A 20,923-nucleotide genomic window follows, 5' to 3' on the forward strand; every position below is an offset into this window, starting at 1 on the left:
GGGCTTCAATCCTTTCGCGCGCTGATGAAGGCTTCGAGTTCCGCCCTCGTCGATGCGCCTTCCATCGGGCCTGAGATCATCACGGCGCGGGCGCCGGAGGCGTTGGCGAATTCGAGCGCTTCGTGAGGGGCCGCACCGTTCAGCCAGAAGCTGACGAAGGTGGCGCCGAAGCAGTCACCCGCTCCGGTCGGGTCCACCTCCTCGACGGCAAAGCCGGGCAAAGTCAGCGTCGTTTCCGCATCGAAGTAGCTGGCGCCCTCGGCGCCGCGCTTGACGACGACGACCTTGATGCCGGAGCCAAGGAGTTCAGCGATGGCGTCCGCCTCGGTTTTCGCCTCGGTGAACAGGAAGAGTTCGGCGCCGCTCGGCAGGAAGACGTCGGTCTTCGCAAGCACCGTCCGCAACGCCTCGCGCATGCCTGGGCTTTCGAGGATTTCGGCCCGCAGATTGGGGTCGAAGGACACGGTGCCGCCGCCGGCCTTGACGATGTCGATCGCCGCCAGGATGCTGTCGACCACGCTCGGCGCGTAGAGCGACGACCCCATGACGTGCATGTGGCTGCAGCTTTGAACGAGTGCGATCGCCTTGTCATCGAGGCGAATGCTGCCGCAGGCGCTGTCGCGGATGTTGAAGACGAAGGCGCGGCTGCCGTCGTCGCGATAGCGAACGAAGGCGCTGCCGGTGGTGGCGAGCGGATCGACGGCAATGCCGGAGATATCGACGCCGTCCGCCTCAAGTCGCGCCAGGTTGACGTGGCCGAAATCGTCGCCGCCGACACGCGAAATGATCGCGCTTGCCTGGCCGAGCTTGCCGACCTGGTCGATGAAGATGGCAGGCGCGCCGGAGGGGAAGGGGCCGACAAGCGGAGTTGCCTGGCGGAAGCCGTCGCCCTTTTCGGTGGCGATGATCTCGACGAGGATCTCGCCGATCGTCAGTATCTTGTGCATGTGTGTCACTCGTGTCGGGTCAGCGCTTTGCCTGCTTGGCGCGCACGTCGAGCCAAACCGCGATCAGGATCACCAGGCCCTTGACGATGAGCTGGTAGAAATAGGGAACGGACAGCATGTTCATGCCGTTGTTCATCACGCCGATGATCAAGGCGCCGATGAGCGTGCCGACCATGGTGCCGACGCCGCCGGCAAGCGACGTGCCGCCGAGAACGGCCGCAGCGATGGCGTCGAGCTCGTAGCTCATGCCCGCATTGGTCTGGGCGGAGAAAAGGCGAGAGGAGAGCAGCACGCCGCTGATCGCCGCCATCACGCCCGAGATCATGAAGATGATGATCTTGAGGCGATCGACCTTGATGCCTGAATAGATGGCCGCTTCACGGTTGCCACCGGTGAGATAGGCACGGCGCCCGAAGCTCGTCTTGCTGAGCACGATCTGGTTGATGACGAAGAGCACGGCAACGACCCAGATGATGATCGGCAATCCGAGGAAGCTTTCGGTGCCGATCGACGTCCACGTCGAATTGTCGATCATCGCCGGCGCGCCGTTGGTCGGCAGGCTGACGAGGCCGCGATAGATGCCCATGGTGGCGACGGTGACGATGAAGGACGGCAGCAGCAGTTTTGCGGTCAACACGCCGTTCAGCATGCCCATCAGCGCGCCGGCTACGATCGTCACGGCGAGCGCCGTGCCGAAGCCGAGGCCGAAGGCGAAACATTGCGCCCCGACCATGCCGGCAACCGCGATGATCGAGCCGACCGACAGGTCGATCTCGCCGAGCAGGATCACCCAGGTCATGCCGAAGGCGGCGATCGCGATCACGGCCACCTGCTGCAGGATGTTCATGAAGTTGACGACCGACATGAACCGCGGATTGAGGAAGGAGAAGATGACGCAGAGCATCACCAGCGAGAGAAGGATGCCGCCATATTGCTTCAACGCCCTGACGAAGGCGGCCTGGGCTGCAGTTTGCTGGGTCATGATTGGAAACCTGTTGCGTGCGCCATGATCGTTTCGGGATTGAGGTCGGTGCCGGCGAGGGTCGCGCCGAGCACGCCCTCATGCATGACGACGACGCGATCGCTCATTCCAAGCACTTCCGGCAGCTCGGAGGAGATCAGCAGGATCGCCGTCCCTTCGGCCGCCAACTGGCGGATGATCTTGTAGATTTCGAATTTCGCGCCGACATCGACGCCGCGGGTCGGCTCGTCGAGGATGAGCACCTTCGGCCGGGTCAGGAGCCATTTGGCGAGCACGATCTTCTGCTGGTTGCCGCCGCTCAGCGCGCCCGCTGGCGTATCGAGCGAGTGGGTCTTGATCGCAAGCCGGCCGACTTCGGCGGCCGCCGCCTTGCGCTCGGCACCGCCGCGGGTAAAGCCGAAAGGGCCGGTGAAATCGGGAAGGGCGGCCATGGAGATGTTCCACCCGACGCTGTGGGCGAGCACCAGGCCCTCTTCCTTGCGGTTCTCGGTGACGAAACCGATGCCGCGGGCGATCGCTTCGGCCGGTGAACGGAAGCGGACGTCCTTGCCATCGAGCCGCACGGCGCCGTCAGCAGTCTTCATGCCGAACAGCGCATTCATGACTTCGGACCGGCCGGAGCCGACGAGGCCGAAAAAGCCGAGGATTTCGCCGGCGCCGACCTCAAAGGAAATGTCCGCGAATTCACCGTCGCGCGTCAGCCGTTCGACGGCAAGCACGGGCGCGCCAGGCGTCGAGTGATCATGGGTCGGCGGCGGATAGATCTCCTCCATTCGCCGTCCGACCATCAGCGCGATCAGCGCCTCGATGGTGACGTCGTTGCGATCATGGGTGGAGACATACTCGCCATCGCGGATGACCGTGATGTCGTCGCTGAGCCGCATGATTTCTTCCATGCGGTGGGAAATGTAGATGACGGCGACGCCACGGCTTTTCAGTCGGCCGATGATCTCGAAAAGGATCTCGGCTTCGCTGTCGCTGAGCGACGAGGTCGGCTCGTCGAGAATGACGACCTTTGCGTCGTGGCTGAGGCCCTTGGCGATCTCGACCAGTTGCCGCTGGGCAATCGAAAGATTGCCGACCTTCTCGGCAACATCGATGGGCAGGCCGAGCTCTGCGACGATCGCCTTGGCCCTGGCGACAAGCGCCTTGTCGTTGATGAAGCCAAATTTGCGCGGCTCGCGGGTCGCAAGGATGTTCTCCGCCACCGTCAGGTTGTTGCAGAGACTCAGTTCCTGAAAGACGATCGCAAGGCCGAGGGCCGAGGCCTGCTGCGGGCTGGCGGGGCGATAGGGCTGGTCGTCGAGAAAAATCTCGCCCGAGGTCGCGCTATGCACGCCGGCAAGGATTTTCATCAGTGTCGATTTGCCCGCGCCGTTTTCGCCGAGCAGCGTGTGCACGCGGCCGCGGCGGACATCGAGCCGCATGCTTTTCAGCGCCGCAACCTGCCCGAAGGATTTCGTGACGTTGCTGATCTTGAGAACGGTGTCCGTGGTCGAACCATGCATGGCGGCCTCCTTGGATCGCGCCGAGAAGCGTTTCCGGCGTCACGGCGCAGACATGCACGCTGTAACACTCTGAATTGCTGCATGTTTTTGTGCAGAAAGCCGGAAACGTTCGTCGTATCGGTGCCGCCGCCCATGGGGCGGCGGCTGTCCTTGGGAGGACTTACTTCGCGGTGTAGACGCCAGGCACGATCGGCTGTTCGGCCGGAACCTGTTCGCCGGCGGCAACCTTGACGGCGGTATCGACCGCCTGCTTGCCCATCTGGTCCGGGAACTGCTGGATCACGCCGACCATGACCGGGTTGGTATCAACCGCGTCGCGGGCTTCCTTCATGCCGTCGAAACCGATGACCTTGACCTGGGTTTCCAGGCCCGCCGCCTTGACGGCGACGGCAGCGGCGAGCGCTGCGTCATCGCCAAAGCCGAAGATGCCGGTGATGTCGGGGTTCGCCTGCAGCATGTTCTGTGCTGCGGCCAGCGCCTCGGCGCGGGTGATGCCGGTCTGGATGGCGACGATTTCCATGTCGGGATGCTTGGCGATCGCTTCCTTGAAGCCGTTGACGCGGTTCACCACCGACTGGACCGTCGGGTAATCGATGACGGCGACCTTGCCCTTGTTGTCGAGGACCTTTGCCATCAGTTCTCCGGCCTTGACGCCGCCGGTGAAGTTGTCGGTGCCGATATGCGAGGTGACGGTCGCTCCGTTTGCCGGAACGTCGACGGTGATCACCTTGATGCCGGCCTTCTCGGCCTTTTCAATCGCGGCCCGCACGCCCTGGCTATCGACCGGCGAGATGACGATGACGTCGACACCCTTGACGATGAAGTCTTCGACGTCGGCGAGCTGCTTGTTGAGATCCTGGTTGGCGATCGCAACTTCGAGCGCGACGTTCTTTTCCTTGGCTTCGGCTTTCATCGCGTCGGCAAGCTCGATGTAGAACGGGTGCTGCTGGGTCAGAAGCGAGGCGCCGATGCCTTCGGCCGATGCGGCCGATGCAATCAGGGTCAGTGCCGTGCCGGCGACAAGCGCCTTCAGAATACGAGGCATGTTCATGGGTTTCCTCCCTGGAAACGACGTGGGCCTTTGGTCTTGGCGGCCAAGCAGGAGGGCCCTCCCATCACCGTCTTGGCGATGGTGTAAAAACCATAAAACTTTGCGCGCGTCAATTTATAAAAATACGCGATGTAATTATTAACAGGGTAGCGCGAGAAAGTATGCCGCCTCCCGCGTGAGTGGTCGACACCGAGTTCAGTGGTCAGACAGTGGAACTGGAACCGGCCGGAATGGCGCAAACGCTCTCCCGCTGAACGTTCCAAGGCGAGGGGCGTTGCCTGCCGCTGAAAAATGCGGGAACCTTTGGCGGAACCGTGCATCGAATGCTGCGGGAGGCTCGTTCATGGCACGCACTCGAACACACACGCTTGCGATCACGGATCCGGCTGCGGATGTGGAACTGGCACAAAGGGCGCATTCCGGGGACGGGCAGGCGTTCCTGTCGATCATGCAGGCTCACAACCAACGCCTTTATCGTATTGCCAGGGGTGTCGTGCGAAACGACAGTGAGGCGGAAGATGTCGTGCAGGAGGCTTATGTGCGTGCCTATGCGCATCTCGGCAGTTTTCGCGGCGGCTCGTCGCTTGGCACCTGGTTGTCACGCATCGTCATCAACGAAGCGCTTGGCCGGCTGCGGCGAGGGCGCCGCAAGGCCGAGATGCTGGGGTCAATCGGCAGCGGGCAAGACGCGACGATTATCCAGTTCCCCATGCCGGCGGGCGTCGACGACCCCGAGCGTACGATGGCGCAGCGACAGATCCTGCATCTGGTCGAGCGCGCAACCGACAACCTGCCCGACATCTACAGGACCGTTTTCGTTGCGCGGGTGATCGAGGGATTGAGCATGGAGGAGACGGCCGATCTTCTTGGTTTGCGTCCCGAAACGGTCAAGACCCGGCTGCATCGGGCAAGGCACCTCGTACGCAAGCAGTTGCATGAACAGATCGGCCCGGTTCTGCTCGATGCCTTCCCCTTCGCTGGCCGCCGCTGCGCGCGATTGACCGCTGCCGTCATGGAGCGCCTCGGCCTTTCCATTTGATCTTCGGGCCATCTGAGCTGCGGGAACCTTTGCGGGCAGGCGACATCCAATGGGTGTCAAATGCAAACAGCTTCCGCGCCCTGCGTGGAATGAGGAGGTTACCATGAACATTCGGCCCATGACTGCGCTTGCCACGCTTTGCCTGCTCGCCCTTGCGCATCCAGCAACGGCGGCGGACAAGCCGAGCGATCCGCAGATCGCCCACATCGCCTATACGGCCGGGGTGATCGACGTGGAAAATGCCAAGCTCGCGATCTCGAAGTCCGGCAACAAGGAGGTCGTCGCCTTCGCCGAGGACATGGTCCGCGACCATGAGGCAGTGAACACGCAGGCGCTCGACCTCGTCAAGAAGCTCAAGGTGACGCCTGAAGACAACGACACCAGCAAGGCGCTCTCAAAGGCGGCCGACGACGAGCGCGCCAAGCTCGCCAAGCTCGATGGCGCCAGTTTCGACAAGGCCTATGTCGACAACGAAGTCGCCTACCACAAGCAGGTGAACGGCGCGCTTACGACCCTGCTCATTCCCTCGGCCAGCAATGCCGAGCTCAAGGCGCTGCTTGAAACCGGCCTGAAGATTTTTCAGGGCCATCAGCAGCATGCCGAACATGTCGCCGCCACGCTGAAGTAGGACGCGGCCATGCGATCCGTCCTTTATCTCATCGCCATTGCCGGGCTCGTGCTCGGCAATTGCGTCGCGGATGCAGAGGCCAGAACAATCCGCGTGACCATCGAAAAGATGGCGTTCGTCCCGGCGGAAATCGAGGCCCGGGTGGGCGACACGATCGAGTGGGTCAACAAGGACATCCTCGTCCATACCGTGACCGTGAAGGGAGGTTGGGAGGTCTTGATCCCGGCGAAAGGCACGGCAAGCCTCGCCATGCCGGAGGCAGGGCAGGTGGATTATTATTGCCGCTTTCATCCCAACATGAAGGGCCGCCTGTCGGTGGCAGCGCCATAGGCAATGCCCTGCAAAAATGCGAAGTCCGCTGGCCGTTCGGAAATGCGCCGAAGCCCGTCCGGGGGAAACGCTCTAGCGCCGACGTGCATGGTGCCTTGTGTCTTGCCTTTGTTCGTCTTCGCACCAGTTCTCTTCTGTAGCGAAAGCAGGTGCGATCATGATCAGAGAGCGCAAGGCGATGTTGGTCCGTGTCAGCGGAAGGGTGCAGGGCGTCAGCTTCCGCATCTGGACCCGCCGGGAAGCCGAACGCCTTGGTGTGACCGGCTGGGTGCGTAACGAGCGCGACGGGTCGGTGGCAGCGATGATCGTCGGTTCCGACGCTGCCCTTGCAAACATGGTCGAACGGCTCTGGATCGGGCCGGCAGCAGCCTCCGTCGTCAGTGTCGAAACCGAGCCGGTGGCCCTGCCCGATCCGGTTCAGGGGTTCCAGATTACTGGCTAGGGTACGTGCGCCGCCCCTCTCGGTTGAAGCGACGCACGCACGAACCAAATCGCGGCTATCCGGCGACATTCGCAAATGGGCTTATAGCTGCCGGATCGCCAGACGCCGTCGGTCTTGTTCAAGGCGTCACCACATTGATGCCGGCGCAGGTTGCCATCGGCCGCCGTCGTATGGTGCCGGCGAAGTAGCCCAGAAAATCCAGGAGAGACGTGTGAAAACGCCGGGGAAGCATTTCGCTCCTCCGGCGTTTCGGTTCTCGGGCAAGCCTAGCCTTTGACGGTCAGGACCGGCCTGATGCGGGCAACGCGGCCGACAAGGCCGGTTGCCACCATTGGATCGACAACCTGGTCGATCGGCCGGTAGGCGGCCGGGGCTTCTTCCTTGAGCCGGCCCTGGAGCTCGGCGAGGATGTCCGGCCGGCTGCGGATAGCCGGGCTCGCGGTGTCGACCGGGCCGATGACGCGCAGGCCGCCAAGCGTCGTTGTCGCTCCACGGGCCTCCTGGCGGGACAGCCGTCGCCCGGCGCCATGGGCCGAGGACTCCATGCCGTCGGCCGCGCCCAGCCCGCGCAACAACCAGGTGCCGTCACCCATCGATCCCGGCAGGATCACCGGTTCTCCTGTCCACTCGTAGGGTGAACCCTTGAGAGTGCCCGGACCGCGAGCCGGGCAGGCGCCCTTGCGGTGTCGAACGGTATTGCCGGTCTGCCACACGGTGTTGTGCGGCGCGTCGTAGACCAACCGGTGTGCAACCGGCCGGCCGATCGTTCGCGTGAGCGCTTCTACCGCCGCCAGGCCAATCAGGAAGCGATTGACGAAGGCGGCATTCGCCGCATTGGCATGGCCGTTCATGTACCGCCGATAGTGGTCGGCGTGACGGGCCTCGGAAACGATCCGGTCGTCAAGCTCCGCCGCACCGTTTTGACGTGCCCGCTCTCTCGCCGCCGTCCCGATCCGCTGGCCGAAGTCGAGCGAGCCCGAATGCACGACGATGACCAAGCTTTCCGGCTTCACCCCGGCGATACGGGCAAAACCGCCGTCGACGATGCGCTCGACCACGCCGAACTCGACGAAGTGATTGCCGCCGCCGATGGTGCCGAGAATGGCGTCATGCCGGTGCCGGTCATCGGGTGCCGCATAGTCGGCGAAGTCCGGATCGATGCCATCCGAGCGGAAGCAGCCGTCGTCGGACATGCGCGCGACATCCGCCCAGGCTGATGCCAGATCGAGGCGGGCGAGCAGCCCCTGACGCTTGCCGGCCAGGCTTTCGAGCAGGCCCGGTACGCCGTCCCTGAGGGCTGCGTGACGATCCCTGCCGGTCAGGGCGATATCGCGCCCTCCCTGGAAGAAGACATGCCGCAGCTGTCCCTCCAGGCCAGGCGCGAGCTCGTCCTCGCGGATGTCGTCGAGCACGATCATGCGCATGCCGCAGCCGATATCGTTGCCGATCAGATGCGGAATGACGGCATTGTCGATGTCGGCGACCAGCCCGACCGGAACCGGCTTGCCCGGATGGAAATCCGGGGTCGTGACGATGCGTCCGGCGACCGCACCACGGATCGCCAGTGCTTCCGGCGATGGAAGGGCCGAGGCGAGATCGTTAAGTGCGCGCGCGCGTTGATGCTCAGGCTCGTCGATCGCGACGACGGACCTGATTGCATGCCCGGAAACGATATCGTTCCGGACGATGGGGGTATGTCGGGTGGACATTTTGATTTCTCCGTTGCCTTGGGTTCAGCAGCCGCGGCAATACGGATTGGCGCGCTCTCTAGTTGAAAGCGGGCCGGTAGTCAACCGTGCGGCCGGCTTGGCTGCACATTCTCGAGACAGCAAAGCGATCGCCGGTCTAGAAATCCCAGTCTTCGTCTTCGGTGGCGACCGCCTTGCCGATGACGTAGGACGAGCCGGATCCGGAGAAGAAGTCGTGGTTCTCGTCTGCGTTCGGCGACAGGGCCGACAGGATCGCCGGGTTGACCTTGCAGGCATCGGCCGGGAACAGCGCCTCGTAGCCGAGGTTCATCAGCGCCTTGTTGGCGTTGTAGTGCAGGAACTTCTTCACGTCCTCGGTCAGCCCGACGCTGTCGTAGAGCGATTCCGTGTATTTCGCCTCGTTGTCGTAGAGTTCGAGCAGCAGGTCGAAGGCGAAATCCTTGATCTCCTGCCGGCGCTCTTCGCTCAGGCGCTCGAGGCCCTTCTGGAACTTGTAGCCGATGTAATAGCCGTGCACCGCTTCGTCGCGGATGATGAGGCGGATCATGTCGGCGGTGTTGGTCAGCTTGGCGCGGCTCGACCAGTACATCGGCAGGTAGAAACCGGAGTAGAAGAGGAAGCTCTCGAGGAAGACGCTGGCGATCTTGCGCTTCAGCGGATCGGCCGTGCGATAGTGCTCGAGAATGAGCGCCGACTTCTTCTGCAGATGCTCGTTCTCCTCCGACCAGCGATAGGCATCATCGACGTCAGGCGTCGAGCAAAGCGTCGAGAAGATCGAGGAATAGGAGCGGGCGTGCACCGCTTCCATGAAGGAGATGTTGGAATAGACAGCTTCCTCATGCGGCGTGATCGAGTCCGCCATCAGCGTCGGGGCGCCGATGCTCGTTTGGATCGTGTCGAGCAGGGTCAGGCCGGTGAACACTCGGATCGTCAGTTGTTGCTCTTCCGGGCGAAGTGCTGCCCAGGAGGGGATGTCGTTCGACAGCGGCACCTTTTCCGGCAACCAGAAATTGCCGGTGAGCCGGTTCCAGACTTCGAGGTCCTTGTCGTCCTCGATACGGTTCCAGTTGATGGCGCGCACGGCCTGCGGACCCTTGGGCGCCTTGGTCTTCACTTGGATGTTCATTGTGTTCCCCGGGATATCAAAGAGCGCAGGAGACGCAGCCCTGCACTTCCGTGCCGGACAGCGCCATCTGACGAAGGCGGATGTAGTAGATCGTCTTGATGCCCTTCTTCCAGGCATGGATCTGCGCCCGGTTGATGTCGCGGGTCGTCGCCGTGTCCTTGAAGAACAGGGTCAATGACAGGCCCTGGTCGACATGCTGGGTCGCCGCCGCATAGGTGTCGATGATCTTTTCCGGGCCGATCTCGTAGGCATCCTGGTAGTAGTCGAGATTGTCGTTGGTCATGAAGGCGGCCGGGTAGTAGACGCGGCCGATCTTGCCTTCCTTGCGGATTTCGATCTTCGACACGATCGGGTGGATCGAGGAGGTCGAGTGGTTGATGTAGGAGATCGACCCGGTCGGCGGTACCGCCTGCAGGTTCTGGTTATAGAGGCCGGAGGTCATCACGGCCTGCTTCAGCGCCAGCCAGTCTTCCTGCGTCGGGATATCGATGCCCGCGGTTTCGAACAGCTCGCGCACCCGCTCCGTCGCCGGCTTCCATTCCTGTTCGGTGTATTTGTCGAAATACTCGCCGGAGGCGTATTTCGAGTTCTCGAAGCCTTTGAAGCTCGTGCCGCGTTCGACCGCAATGCGGTTTGAGGCGCGGATGGCGTGGTAAGTAACCGTGTAGAAGTAGATATTGGTGAAATCGATGCCTTCGTCCGAGCCGTAATAGACCCGTTCGTGGGCGAGATAGCCGTGCAGGTTCATCTGGCCGAGGCCGATCGCATGGCTGTCGTCGTTGCCCTTCTCGACGGAGGGAACCGACGAGATGTGGCTCATGTCCGACACCGCCGTCAGCGCCCGGATCGAGGTCTCGATCGTCTTGCCGAAATCCGTGCTGTCCATGGCGGCTGCGATGTTCAGCGAGCCGAGGTTGCAGGAAATGTCCTTGCCCATGTGCTTGTAGGACAGGTCGTCATTGTATTCGCTGGCTTCGCTGACCTGCAGGATTTCCGAGCACAGGTTGCTCATGGTGATCCGGCCGGCGATTGGGTTGGCGCGGTTCACCGTGTCTTCGAACATGATGTAGGGGTAACCGCTTTCGAACTGGATTTCGGCCAGGACCTGGAAGAATTCGCGCGCCTTGATCTTCTTTTTGCGGATCCGGCTGTCGGCGACCATTTCCCGGTATTTTTCCGTGACCGAGATGTCGGTGAAGGCAACGCCGTAGACGCGCTCCACGTCATAGGGCGAAAACAGGTACATGTCCTCGTTGTTCTTGGCGAGTTCGAAGGTGATGTCCGGGACGACGACGCCGAGCGACAGCGTCTTGATGCGGATCTTCTCGTCGGCGTTTTCGCGCTTGGTGTCGAGGAAGCGCATGATGTCGGGGTGGTGCGCGTTGAGGTAGACCGCACCTGCGCCCTGGCGCGCGCCGAGCTGGTTGGCGTAGGAGAACGAATCCTCCAGGAGCTTCATCACGGGGATGATGCCCGAGGACTGGTTTTCGATCTGCTTGATCGGCGCGCCGGCCTCGCGGATGTTGGTGAGCGAGAGCGCAACGCCGCCGCCGCGCTTCGACAACTGCAGCGCCGAATTGATGCCGCGCGCGATGCTCTCCATGTTGTCCTCGACCCTCAGCAGAAAGCAGGAGACAAGCTCGCCGCGCTGCTTCTTGCCGGCGTTGAGGAAGGTTGGCGTTGCCGGCTGGAAGCGGCCGGAGATGATCTCGTCGACCATGTCGCGCGCGAGCGCTTCGTCGCCGCGCGAAAGCGCCAGCGCCACCATGCAGACGCGGTCCTCGTAGCGCTCGAGGTAACGCTTCCCGTCGAAGGTCTTCAGCGTGTAGCTGGTGTAATACTTGAACGCGCCGAGGAAGGTCGGGAAGCGGAACTTCTTGTCATAGGCGTGGTCGAACAGGTCGCGCACGAAGTTGAACGAATACTGGTCGAGGACCTCCTGCTCGTAATAGCCCTCGGTCACGAGGTAATCGAGCTTTTCGCGCAGGTTATGGAAGAACACGGTGTTTTGGTTGACGTGCTGCAGGAAGTACTGCTTCGCCGCCAGCCGATCCTTGTCGAGCTGGATCCGGCCGTCCTCGTCATAGAGGTTCAGCATCGCGTTCAGCGCGTGGTAATCAAGCGCCGCTTCCGTCGCCTTCAAGGGGCGTTCGAGTGTTGAGACGTCCAAAATCGTTCCATCCCGTTTTTGACATTGGCGACGTCCTCGTCGGTGCCCAGAAGCTCGAACCGGTAGAGATAGGGCACCTGGCACTTGGCCGAGATCGCGTCGCCGGCGATCCCGTAGGTCGCGCCGAAATTGCTGTTGCCCGCTGCAATCACGCCGCGGATGTGGGAGCGGTTGTCCGCATCGTTCAGGAAGCGGATTACCTGTTTGGGCACGGCGCCCCGGCCGTCGTCGCCGCAGTAGGTCGGCACGACCAGCACATAGGGTTCCTTGATCTCAAGCGGCCCGTCGGCCGCGCTCATCGGAATGCGGATGGCGCGAAGGCCTAGCTTGCCGACGAAGCGATGGGTGTTTTCCGAGCGGGTGGAAAAATAGACGAGCAGCCCCATCGCGCCGCACCTCTCTTTAGGAGAGGGCGCTGATCTTGTCGGGGCGGAAGCCTGCCCAGTGTTCCGGACCGGCAACGACGACGGGAAGCTGCATGTAGCCGAGCCCCTTGACCATCTGGAGCGCATCCTCGTCGATTGAGATGTCGATCACCTCATAGTTGACGCCCTTGCGGTCGAGTGCGCGGTAGGTGGCGGTGCATTGGACGCAGGCGGGCTTGCTGTAGACGGTGACGTTCATGTCTTCCTCGTTGGGTCGGCTGGATCTGGGCATGGAGAGGCATACGGACGCACAAACGCGATCCGGCGAAAGGCAGGGCTGGCAGGATGACGGCTTGCTCTGGCCGAAACGACCGAGCGCACGTCTTCGTCAGATGCGCGGGTTCCCGCGCCTCTTCATTGGCGAATGATAGAAAATCGATGACGCGGACATGACTTCACCCCGAAGTTGAAGACGGCGCTTCCGGGGAGACGTCGAGACGAACAGGCAGGTTTCATCCTGCCGCAAGCACACCTCTGACCTCTCCGGACACCCCGCCCGTGGACGTTTATCGATCGAGGCAGGTCTCCTGGCTCACGGGTCGGTGCTTCTGTCCGGACCTTCCCGAAGCCTCATGCTTCAGTGGCCGAATGCTGGACAGTCGCTCGCCGTTTACAGTTGCGGGGGCAGCCACGGCTTAGCCAAGCGAAATCGCCACAGCGCACCGTATTCCCATCTTCGCTCCCAATCCTTGCGAATCGGAAGAACCTCGAACACTAGATATAGTATATGGTCGGGAAATTGCGTCAATAGGTTCGATGTCACCGATGCCGGACGGAGCGGACAATATTTTCCCGGGTGTGGATAACGGGGAGTAAATACGCGGTTCCAACAAAGCCTGTGGATGAAGAGCCGCCGTTGACGGCTTCCCTCGTCGAACGCGTCAAGCCGCGAAGGCTGGCACCGGGCGGTTGTCGCGGTCGACGGCCACCATGACGAAGACGCCGCGGGCCGTCAGCGTCCGTTCCGCGCCCAAAAGATCTTCCGACCAGAGTTCGACCTCGACCGTCGTTGAGCTCCGCCCGGTTTTCACGATCCTCGCGACAAGCTCGATGATCGAGCCGACGGTGATGCGGTGCCTGAAATCGATGCGCTGACAGGAGGCGAGCACCGTGTTCTTGCGGCTCGCCCGTGTCGCTGCGACGAAGGCGGCCTTGGTCATCTGCGCCAACGCATCGCCGCCGAACATGGCGCCGAAGCTGTTGGCCTGATCGGGGAAGACGATATCGACCATACGGACGGCATCGTCTGCCGGCTCGATCGTAGTGCTGTCGAGCGGAGGCAGCGACCATCCGGCGTGCTTGCCTTCGGGCATCGCCACCATGGTGAACTGGCCGCGGGAACACAGATCACTTGTGCCCTCGATCAGGTCTTCGGCGATCATGTCGACTTCGACCGCTACCGACCTCCGCCCGACCTTGATCGGGCGACCGGTGAAACTGACGATCTGGCCAATGCGGGCAGGGGCGCGGAAATCGACACGGTCGCAGGAGGCGGTCACGAAGGGAACGCGGCCGTGGCGCGTGGCGACGATGAAGGCAATCCGGTCCATAAACGCCAGACCGGCGCCGCCGAAGAGCGTGCCGTGGTGGTTGGTGTCACCGGGAAAGACGATGTCGATCAGGGTGGCAGGCGCCGGGGTTTCCCCCGGCGCCATCTCGATATCGCTGTTACGCTTCATGCGCTTGCTGCATCCCGGCGGGAGGCGGCGAAAGATTGCCTCAGCGCCTGGGCCGCCTCAACCATGTTGACGAGCGCCGGGCGCACTTCATCCCAGCGGCGGGTCTTGAGGCCGCAATCCGGGTTGACCCAGATCTGCGCCGGCGTCAGCCCGTCGGTCGCCTTTTCGATCAGGTGCACGATCTCGTCCACGGTCGGCACCCGTGGCGAGTGGATGTCGTAGACGCCGGGGCCAATCTCGTTCGGATAGGCCTGATCAGTGAAGGCGCCGAGCAGTTCCATTTTCGAGCGTGAGGTTTCGATGGAGATGACGTCGGCATCCATCGCCGCGATCGCCGCCATGATGTCGTTGAACTCCGAGTAACACATGTGGGTGTGGATCTGCGTTTCGTCACCCACACCGGAGGCGCTGATGCGGAAGCACTCGACGGCCCAGTCGAGATAGGCCTTTCGATCGGCTTGCCTGAGCGGGAGCCCCTCGCGCAACGCCGGTTCGTCGATCTGGATCACGGCGATACCGGCCGTTTCGAGATCGGTGACCTCGTCACGCAGCGCCAGCGCGATCTGCCGGCATACGATCGATCGGGGCAGGTCGTCGCGCACGAACGACCATTGCAGCATCGTCACCGGGCCGGTGAGCATGCCCTTCACAGGCCTTGACGTCAGCGACTGCGCATAGGTTGCCCAATCCACCGTCATCGGGTTCGGCCGCGAGACATCGCCGAAGATGATCGGTGGGCGCACATAACGCGAACCGTAGCTTTGCACCCAGCCGCTCTGCGTGAAGGCGTAGCCGGAGAGTTGCTCGCCGAAATACTGCACCATGTCGTTGCGCTCGAACTCGCCATGCACCAGCACCTCGATGCCGATTTCCTCCTGCCAGCGCACGGCCTTCTCCGTCTCCTGGCGCAGGTAAGCAAGGTAGTCGACATAGCTGAGTTCGCCCTTGGCATGCAGCGATCGCGCCTGGCGCACCTCCGGCGTCTGCGGGAAGGAGCCGATCGTCGTCGTCGGGAAGAGCGGTAGGGCCAGCCTGTCTTCCTGCAGCCGCCGGCGGGTTGCAAAGCCGGATTGGCGGCGGCTGTCGGCCGCCGTCAGGTTCTTCAGGCGTCCAGCAACCAGCGGGTCGTGCACCTTGAGCGAGGTGAGCCGTGCCTCGGCGGCCGCGATCGATTGTGCAAAGACCTGTTCGGGATTGGCCAGGCCAGGCTCGAAGGCGCGGGCAAGCAGGCTGAGTTCGTCCAGTTTCTGCAGGGCGAAGGCAAGCCAGGAGACGAGCTCCGGATCGAGCGCCCGTTCGAGTTCGAGGTCGATAGGCACGTGCATCAGCGAGCAGGAAGGAGCAAACTCGATACGGTCGCGGCCATGTGCCTCGACCAGCGGCTGCAGCCGGCGGAAGAGACCGGCAAGATCGGTTCGCCACACATTGCGGCCATCGACGACGCCGAGCGACAGAACGAGATGTGCCGGTGCCGTTTGGAGCAGGGCTTCCAGCTGTTGCGGCGCCCGCACCAGATCGACATGCAGCCCGGAAACTGGTAGCGAAAGGGCTGTCGGCAGGTTGTCGCCGATCGCGCCGAAATAGGTCGCAAGCATGATCTTCAGCTGCGGGATTTCCGCAACAAACGTCTCGTAGGTCAGCGCCAGAGCCTGGCGTTCCCGCTCATCGAGGTCGAGCACCAGGCAGGGCTCGTCGATCTGCACCCATTTGACGCCGGCATTGGCAAGCTCTGCGAGAAGCTTGACATAGACGGGCAGCAGCCGCTCGATCAGATCGATCGGTTCGAACCCACCGGAAAGGGCCTTGCCCAGTTTCAGGAAGGTGACGGGGCCGAGCACGACAGGGCGGGTGACATGCCCGAGCGCCTTCGCTTCGAGGAAGGTTTCAAGCGGTGCGTTGCGCGTCAGCTCGAAGCGCTGGTCGTCCGCAAATTCGGGAACCATGTAGTGGTAGTTCGTGTCGAACCACTTGGTCATCTCCTGCGCCTGGTTGCCGCTGTCAGGGCCGCCATGGGAGCAGCCGGACGCGCAGGTCGATGTCGTCGAGCCACGTGCCATGGCGAAGTAAGTGTCGAGATCGACCGGGCCGCCTTTCCAGCCATAGGCAGGCGGCACCGCGCCAACGAGCACGGATGTGTCGAGAACCTGGTCGTAAAGCGAGAAGTCGTTCGATGGAATGATCTGGATTCCCCGCGCTTTTTGCGCGGCCCAGTTTTCCGCCCGAAGCCTGGCGGCGACGGCGAGCAGGTCCTGCCTGTCGATCTTGCCGGCCCAGTAGCACTCCAGCGCGAACTTCAGTTCACGATGGCTGCCGATACGTGGAAAGCCGAGATTGGCTGTCTTGATGGTCATTTCCTTACCCCGAAGGTTGTGGGCAAGGCATTGAACGCGACGCATCCACGACCGAGGCAGGCTCGCTCGTCAAGGCGGCACATCGGACACCCCGCCCGTGGACGTTATCGATCGCGGCAGGTCTCCTGGCTTGCGGGTCAACACGAACCGTCCCGTCTTCCCGAGGCGTCTTCCTCAGTGACATCATTGGACGGCCGCTCGCCGCTTACAGTTGCGGGGGCAGCTCCGGCATGGGCGCCTTGCGGCGCCGCACCGAATTCCCTCTTAGCTCCGACCCGCCGTGAGGCGAGCCGCAGAACCACGATTGCACGACAATGCCCTGCCAAGACCGGCAGGTCAATCGCATAAAGAAATGTTTATGTCTTTATTTTCAATCTTCGCCGGGCAGGGGGATTTTGCGGCAACGGGGCGCGGCACGGCATCACGACGGGCGGTTTGCGCGGACACCACGCCGTCATCGGTTACCGGCGGCGAAGGCGCGTTGCCGGGATCTGCTACGGGCTGCCACGGTACGGCAATCTCGCCCGCACGCGCGCGAATGCTGTCATTGTCGCGCGTCAGACCGATGTCTCGGAGCTGGAATTCGCTGAAGGAATCTACTGTCGTGGTGGCGTCCGCGGCTCTCTTGGCGAAAGTCCAGACATGGCGGATGATCGATCGCATTGCCCTAAGCATTGCTAACCCCTTCAGTTCTGCGGTGATGTGTTCGCGAGAAAATTGAGGATTTTGCCGGTTTCGCGCAAAGCGGTTTCTCGCATGCTGGCATAAAGAATGCTTATCTCAGCGCATGAGCAAATTACCCCCCATGAGTGCGGTGCGTGCCTTCGAAGCGGCGGCCCGGCACCTGAGTTTCACGCGTGCGGCGCAAGAGCTTGGCATGACGCAGGCAGCCGTCAGCTATCAGATCCGGCTGCTCGAGGACCGCACCGGCACGGCTCTCTTTGTCCGCCTGCCGCGGGAAGTTCGGCTGACGGCCGCCGGCCGGCAGCTCGCGCCGAAGGTGACGGAAGCGATCGATCTCCTGGGCTCGGCTTTCTCGGAGATTGCCGATAAGACCGAGCATCACCTGCACATCTCTGTGCTTCCGACGGTGGTTTCGAGCTGGCTCGGCTCGCGGCTGGCCTCGTTCCAATCAGCGCATCCGAACATCAGCATTCGCGTGCACATGTCGACCGAGCTGATCGACTTCAAGCGCGATGCGATCGACCTCGTGGTGCGCAGCGGTAACGGTGACTGGCCGGGTCATGACGTCTTTCCGCTGTTCCCGATCGAGTACCTGCCGGTCTGTACGCCGTCATTCCTGGAAAAACACCAGCTCAAACATCCTGCGGACGTTCTCAAGGTCAGGCGCTTCGGCAATGCCAGCTGGTGGCGGCGCTGGATGGTCGAGACCGGCGTCGAGCCGCCGGCCAGCAACGGCACCGAGCTGATCTTCGATGTGCAGGCGATGGATGTGGCAACGACCTTGCTCGACCACGGCATCGCCATGGCGGTCTCGACCTTCCTGATCGAGGAGCTTCGGAGCGGAAAACTCATCCGGCCGTTCAACCATGTGGTCAGAGACGGCCGCGCCTATTGGCTGGTCTATCCACAGAGCCATCGCCGGCAGAAGAAGATCCAGGCATTCCGCGAGTGGATCATCGCCGAGGCCGCCGTGTCGAACGCGCAGCTGGCAGCGGCGATGGGAGAGTGAGGCCGTCCGACGACAGCAAAATACCTGCAGCCATGAATTATTATTCATGGCATGAATTATATTGACGGGAGCCTTGGGCGCGGTTTTAATCGCGACAGTCGGAAGTCGAGGAGGAGTTCCGGCAAACTCACACATCAGCGGTCATTTCTGACGGCACCATTGGTTTTGGGAGGGGCTTCGGCCTCGAGGAGGACGCGTGCGCACTTTTTTGAGCACGACCGCACTGGCGGTCATTGCAACGACGTTTCTGGCTGGCCCCGCCAGCGCGGAGACGGCCAACCCGTTTCGCTGCGAACCCGGCGAAAAATACGTCATGAACGTCATGGTATCGGGGGTCGAATACTGGTTCCCGGTCTATGAAATGTTCAAGCAGGCCGGCCAGCAGTTCGGCTGCGAGACGGAGTACACCGGCACGCCGGAATATGACGTCAACAAGCAGATCGCCACATTCGATCAGGCACTGGCGCAGAACCCGGCCGGCATCCTCGTTCACCCGATGAACTCGGATCCGTTCATCGAGCCGATCAACCGCGCCATCGACCAGGGCACGGCGGTCGTTACGTTTGCTGCGGACTCGCCGCTCTCCAAACGCATCTCGTTCATCACCTCGGACAATAACCGCGAAGGCGTCTACGCCGCTGATGCGATCGCCGAGAAGATGGGCGGAAAGGGCGAATACGCGGTTCTGGAAAACCCCGGCCAGGACAACCACGACAAGCGCATCACGGCCTTTGTCGGCCGCATGGCTGAAAAGTGGCCCGACATGAAGCTCGTCGGCCGCGCTGCCTCCAACCAGGACCCGAACAAGGCCTATCAGGGCCTGATGAGCCTGATCCAGGCCAACCCGAACCTCGGCGCGGTGTTCATGCCGGAAGCGAACTCCGCGATCGGTGCCGCACAGGCGAGCAAGGAAAGCGGCGGCAAGGTTCTCGTCATGTGCGCCGACGTCAACGCCAACATCCTCGACATGATCAAGGCCGGCGAAGTGTTCGGCTCGATCAACCCGAACCAGGGCATGCAGGGCTACATGGGGTTCATGCTGCTGTGGCTCGCAAAGCACCCTGAGCTTATCGACCCGATGAACGACGCCAAGCGGTCCGGCTTCAACCCGATGAGCATTCCCTTCGTCGACAACGGTCTGTCGATCGTCACCGCCGCCAATGCGGACGACTTCTACTGGGACAAATACCTGAAGCGCCGCGGCACCAAGGGCATTGACGAGTAAGGGTCTTTGACATGGCTATCCGGATGTCCGGATAGCCCGTCGAACGCATAAGAGTGGAGAAGGCGATGACATCGCAGCCGGTCCTTCAGGTCCGCAACGTCACCAAGCACTTCGGGGCTGTGAAGGCGCTGACCAATGTGGATTTCAACCTGGAAAAGGGCGAGATCCATGCGCTTTGCGGCGAGAATGGCGCCGGCAAATCCACGCTCATGAACATCATCGCCGGCGTGCTGCAGCCGAACGAGGGCGAAATCCTCGTCGACGGCACGCCGACGAAGATCGCCTCGCCGGCCGCAGCCCAGTCGCTCGGCATCGGTCTCGTGCACCAGGAGATCGCGCTCTGCCCGGATGCGACGGTGGCCGAAAACATGTTCATGGCCGCCACCAACCGGCGGCGTTCGCCGCTGATGAACTACGCCTCGCTTGCCCGCGACGCGCAAGACGTGATGAACCGGCTGGCGCCGATCGACGTCCGCCGCAAGGTCGCCGACCTCTCCATTTCCAGCCAGCAACTGGTCGAGATCGCCAAGGCGCTGACGCTCGACTGCCGGGTGCTGATCCTCGACGAGCCGACGGCGGCGCTGACGGAAGCCGAGGCGCAGGCGCTGTTCGGCATCATCCGCGACCTGAAGGCCGCTGGCATTTCCATCATCTATATCAGCCATCGCATGGCCGAGATTTTCAGCCTGTGCGACCGCGTCACCGTCTTTCGCGACGGCCGCCATGTCTCGACGGAGCGCATCGTCGATGTGACGCCCGATGACGTCGTTCGCCGCATGGTCGGCCGCGAGATCACCCAGCTCTATCCGCCGAAACAGGCAGCGGGCGAACAGTCCGACGAGGTCATCCTGTCGGTCCGCGGCATTGGCGACGGCGACTGCATCGATGGTGTCGGCTTCGAGCTGCGCAAGGGCGAAATCCTCGGGATCGGCGGACTGATCGGCTCCGGCCGCACGGAGATCGCCGAAACGATCTGCGGCCTGCGCCGGAAGGTGCGCGGCGAGGTGCTGCTGCATGGCAAGGCCCAGGCGATCGGCAACTACCGGAATGCGGTCGATGCCGGCATCGTCTATCTCTCGGAGGACCGCAAGGGCTCCGGCGTGTTCGTCGACATGTCGATCGCCCAGAACATTTCGGTGCTGGACCTGAAGACGCTGACCGGGCCGCTTGGCTTGATGAATGCGAAGGCGGAAGCGGACCTCGCCAACGATTTCACCCGGCGGCTCGGCGTGCGCATGGGCGGTATCGGCATGCTGGTGTCGTCGCTCTCGGGCGGCAACCAGCAAAAGGTGGCCATCGCCAAGCAACTTGCGGTGCGGCCGAAAGTCATTCTCATGGACGAACCGACGCGCGGCATCGACGTCGGTGCCAAATCGGAAATTCATCGGCTGCTGCGCGATCTCGCGCGCTCAGGCATCGGCATCGTCGTCATCTCGTCGGAACTGCCCGAGCTTCTCGGGCTTTGCGATCGAGTGCTGGTCGTGCGCGAAGGCGGCATTGCCGGCGAACTCGGCGAGGCCGAGATGTCGGAAGAGGCGGTGATCCGTCTCGCATCCGGGGTCGGGCAACACAACAAACCAGAAAAAAGCAGGGCGGCCGAGCATGTTGCCTGAGACAA

Annotated in this window: 19 protein-coding genes and 2 riboswitches; of the genes, 7 read left to right on the forward strand and 12 right to left on the reverse strand. The window is 62.5% G+C overall.

Going from position 1 to position 20,923, the window contains the following annotated elements:
- Positions 1 to 5: 5 nt before the first annotated feature.
- The 4 genes from LPJGGPFB_RS20000 to LPJGGPFB_RS20015 form a co-directional block, all read right to left on the reverse strand.
- Complete coding sequence (locus LPJGGPFB_RS20000) at positions 6 to 947, reverse strand: tagatose kinase (protein WP_173421672.1); 942 nt, start codon at positions 945 to 947, stop codon at positions 6 to 8.
- 19 nt (positions 948 to 966) lie between these two features.
- Positions 967 to 1,929 carry an ABC transporter permease gene (locus tag LPJGGPFB_RS20005; RefSeq protein WP_173421673.1) on the reverse strand — a complete coding sequence of 321 codons (963 nt, stop codon included), beginning with the start codon at positions 1,927 to 1,929 and terminating at the stop codon, positions 967 to 969.
- A complete protein-coding gene (locus LPJGGPFB_RS20010) occupies positions 1,926 to 3,437 on the reverse strand; it encodes a sugar ABC transporter ATP-binding protein (RefSeq protein ID WP_173421674.1) in 1,512 nt (503 codons plus the stop codon). Before LPJGGPFB_RS20010 ends, LPJGGPFB_RS20005 begins: the two co-directional genes overlap by 4 nt.
- 160 nt (positions 3,438 to 3,597) lie before the next feature.
- Positions 3,598 to 4,488: a substrate-binding domain-containing protein gene (locus LPJGGPFB_RS20015; protein WP_173421675.1), complete on the reverse strand. Its 891-nt coding sequence runs from the start codon at positions 4,486 to 4,488 to the stop codon at positions 3,598 to 3,600.
- Between the two features lie 343 nt (positions 4,489 to 4,831).
- Here LPJGGPFB_RS20015 and LPJGGPFB_RS20020 point away from each other — a divergent pair, with 343 nt between their 5' ends.
- From LPJGGPFB_RS20020 to LPJGGPFB_RS20035, 4 genes are all read left to right on the forward strand, one after another.
- Positions 4,832 to 5,527: an RNA polymerase sigma factor gene (locus LPJGGPFB_RS20020; protein ID WP_173421676.1), complete on the forward strand. Its 696-nt coding sequence runs from the start codon at positions 4,832 to 4,834 to the stop codon at positions 5,525 to 5,527.
- A 103-nt stretch (positions 5,528 to 5,630) separates the two neighbouring features.
- Positions 5,631 to 6,155 (forward strand): DUF4142 domain-containing protein, encoded by a 525-nt coding sequence (locus LPJGGPFB_RS20025; protein WP_173421677.1) that lies wholly within the window; start codon positions 5,631 to 5,633, stop codon positions 6,153 to 6,155.
- Positions 6,156 to 6,164: 9 nt separating this feature from the next.
- The gene (locus tag LPJGGPFB_RS20030) at positions 6,165 to 6,485 is read left to right on the forward strand and encodes a cupredoxin domain-containing protein (RefSeq protein ID WP_173421678.1); all 321 of its coding nucleotides are present in this window, start codon (positions 6,165 to 6,167) and stop codon (positions 6,483 to 6,485) included.
- 157 nt (positions 6,486 to 6,642) lie between these two features.
- Positions 6,643 to 6,927, forward strand: coding sequence for an acylphosphatase (locus LPJGGPFB_RS20035; RefSeq protein ID WP_173421679.1), 285 nt, complete (start codon positions 6,643 to 6,645; stop codon positions 6,925 to 6,927).
- A gap of 266 nt (positions 6,928 to 7,193) precedes the next feature.
- Here LPJGGPFB_RS20035 and LPJGGPFB_RS20040 read toward each other — a convergent pair whose 3' ends face one another.
- The 8 genes from LPJGGPFB_RS20040 to LPJGGPFB_RS20075 all read right to left on the reverse strand — a co-directional run bounded on the left by LPJGGPFB_RS20040 (position 7,194) and on the right by LPJGGPFB_RS20075 (position 17,062).
- Complete coding sequence (locus LPJGGPFB_RS20040) at positions 7,194 to 8,636, reverse strand: RtcB family protein (RefSeq protein ID WP_173421680.1); 1,443 nt, start codon at positions 8,634 to 8,636, stop codon at positions 7,194 to 7,196.
- Positions 8,637 to 8,772: 136 nt separating this feature from the next.
- On the reverse strand, positions 8,773 to 9,762 hold the full coding sequence (nrdF, locus tag LPJGGPFB_RS20045; RefSeq protein ID WP_173421681.1) for a class 1b ribonucleoside-diphosphate reductase subunit beta: 990 nt from the start codon (positions 9,760 to 9,762) through the stop codon (positions 8,773 to 8,775).
- 16 nt (positions 9,763 to 9,778) lie between these two features.
- Positions 9,779 to 11,932, reverse strand: a complete 2,154-nt coding sequence (gene nrdE, locus LPJGGPFB_RS20050; RefSeq protein ID WP_173421682.1) for a class 1b ribonucleoside-diphosphate reductase subunit alpha — start codon at positions 11,930 to 11,932, stop codon at positions 9,779 to 9,781.
- A complete protein-coding gene (gene nrdI, locus LPJGGPFB_RS20055) occupies positions 11,902 to 12,318 on the reverse strand; it encodes a class Ib ribonucleoside-diphosphate reductase assembly flavoprotein NrdI (protein WP_173421683.1) in 417 nt (138 codons plus the stop codon). Before nrdI ends, nrdE begins: the two co-directional genes overlap by 31 nt.
- A gap of 16 nt (positions 12,319 to 12,334) precedes the next feature.
- Positions 12,335 to 12,556: a glutaredoxin-like protein NrdH gene (gene nrdH / locus LPJGGPFB_RS20060; RefSeq protein WP_173421684.1), complete on the reverse strand. Its 222-nt coding sequence runs from the start codon at positions 12,554 to 12,556 to the stop codon at positions 12,335 to 12,337.
- 301 nt (positions 12,557 to 12,857) lie between these two features.
- Positions 12,858 to 13,082: riboswitch (cobalamin riboswitch) on the reverse strand.
- Between the two features lie 156 nt (positions 13,083 to 13,238).
- On the reverse strand, positions 13,239 to 14,036 hold the full coding sequence (locus LPJGGPFB_RS20065) for an acyl-CoA thioesterase (RefSeq protein ID WP_234902941.1): 798 nt from the start codon (positions 14,034 to 14,036) through the stop codon (positions 13,239 to 13,241).
- Positions 14,033 to 16,387, reverse strand: a complete 2,355-nt coding sequence (metE, locus tag LPJGGPFB_RS20070) for a 5-methyltetrahydropteroyltriglutamate--homocysteine S-methyltransferase (protein ID WP_173421685.1) — start codon at positions 16,385 to 16,387, stop codon at positions 14,033 to 14,035. Before metE ends, LPJGGPFB_RS20065 begins: the two co-directional genes overlap by 4 nt.
- 98 nt (positions 16,388 to 16,485) lie before the next feature.
- Positions 16,486 to 16,705, reverse strand: a riboswitch (cobalamin riboswitch).
- An 18-nt stretch (positions 16,706 to 16,723) separates the two neighbouring features.
- Positions 16,724 to 17,062 carry a hypothetical protein gene (locus LPJGGPFB_RS20075; protein ID WP_173421686.1) on the reverse strand — a complete coding sequence of 113 codons (339 nt, stop codon included), beginning with the start codon at positions 17,060 to 17,062 and terminating at the stop codon, positions 16,724 to 16,726.
- Between the two features lie 130 nt (positions 17,063 to 17,192).
- On the opposite strand from LPJGGPFB_RS20075, the gene LPJGGPFB_RS20080 reads away from it, so the two are divergent.
- The 3 genes from LPJGGPFB_RS20080 to LPJGGPFB_RS20090 all read left to right on the forward strand — a co-directional run bounded on the left by LPJGGPFB_RS20080 (position 17,193) and on the right by LPJGGPFB_RS20090 (position 20,918).
- Entirely contained in the window at positions 17,193 to 18,080 is an 888-nt protein-coding gene (locus tag LPJGGPFB_RS20080; protein ID WP_173421687.1) for a LysR substrate-binding domain-containing protein, read from the forward strand.
- A gap of 196 nt (positions 18,081 to 18,276) precedes the next feature.
- The gene (locus LPJGGPFB_RS20085; RefSeq protein ID WP_173421688.1) at positions 18,277 to 19,305 is read left to right on the forward strand and encodes a substrate-binding domain-containing protein; all 1,029 of its coding nucleotides are present in this window, start codon (positions 18,277 to 18,279) and stop codon (positions 19,303 to 19,305) included.
- A gap of 65 nt (positions 19,306 to 19,370) precedes the next feature.
- Complete coding sequence (locus LPJGGPFB_RS20090) at positions 19,371 to 20,918, forward strand: sugar ABC transporter ATP-binding protein (RefSeq protein WP_173421689.1); 1,548 nt, start codon at positions 19,371 to 19,373, stop codon at positions 20,916 to 20,918.
- Positions 20,919 to 20,923: the final 5 nt, after the last annotated feature.

The sequence above is a fragment of the Ensifer adhaerens genome, from assembly GCF_013283195.1.
Lineage (GTDB): Bacteria > Pseudomonadota > Alphaproteobacteria > Rhizobiales > Rhizobiaceae > Ensifer > Ensifer adhaerens_G.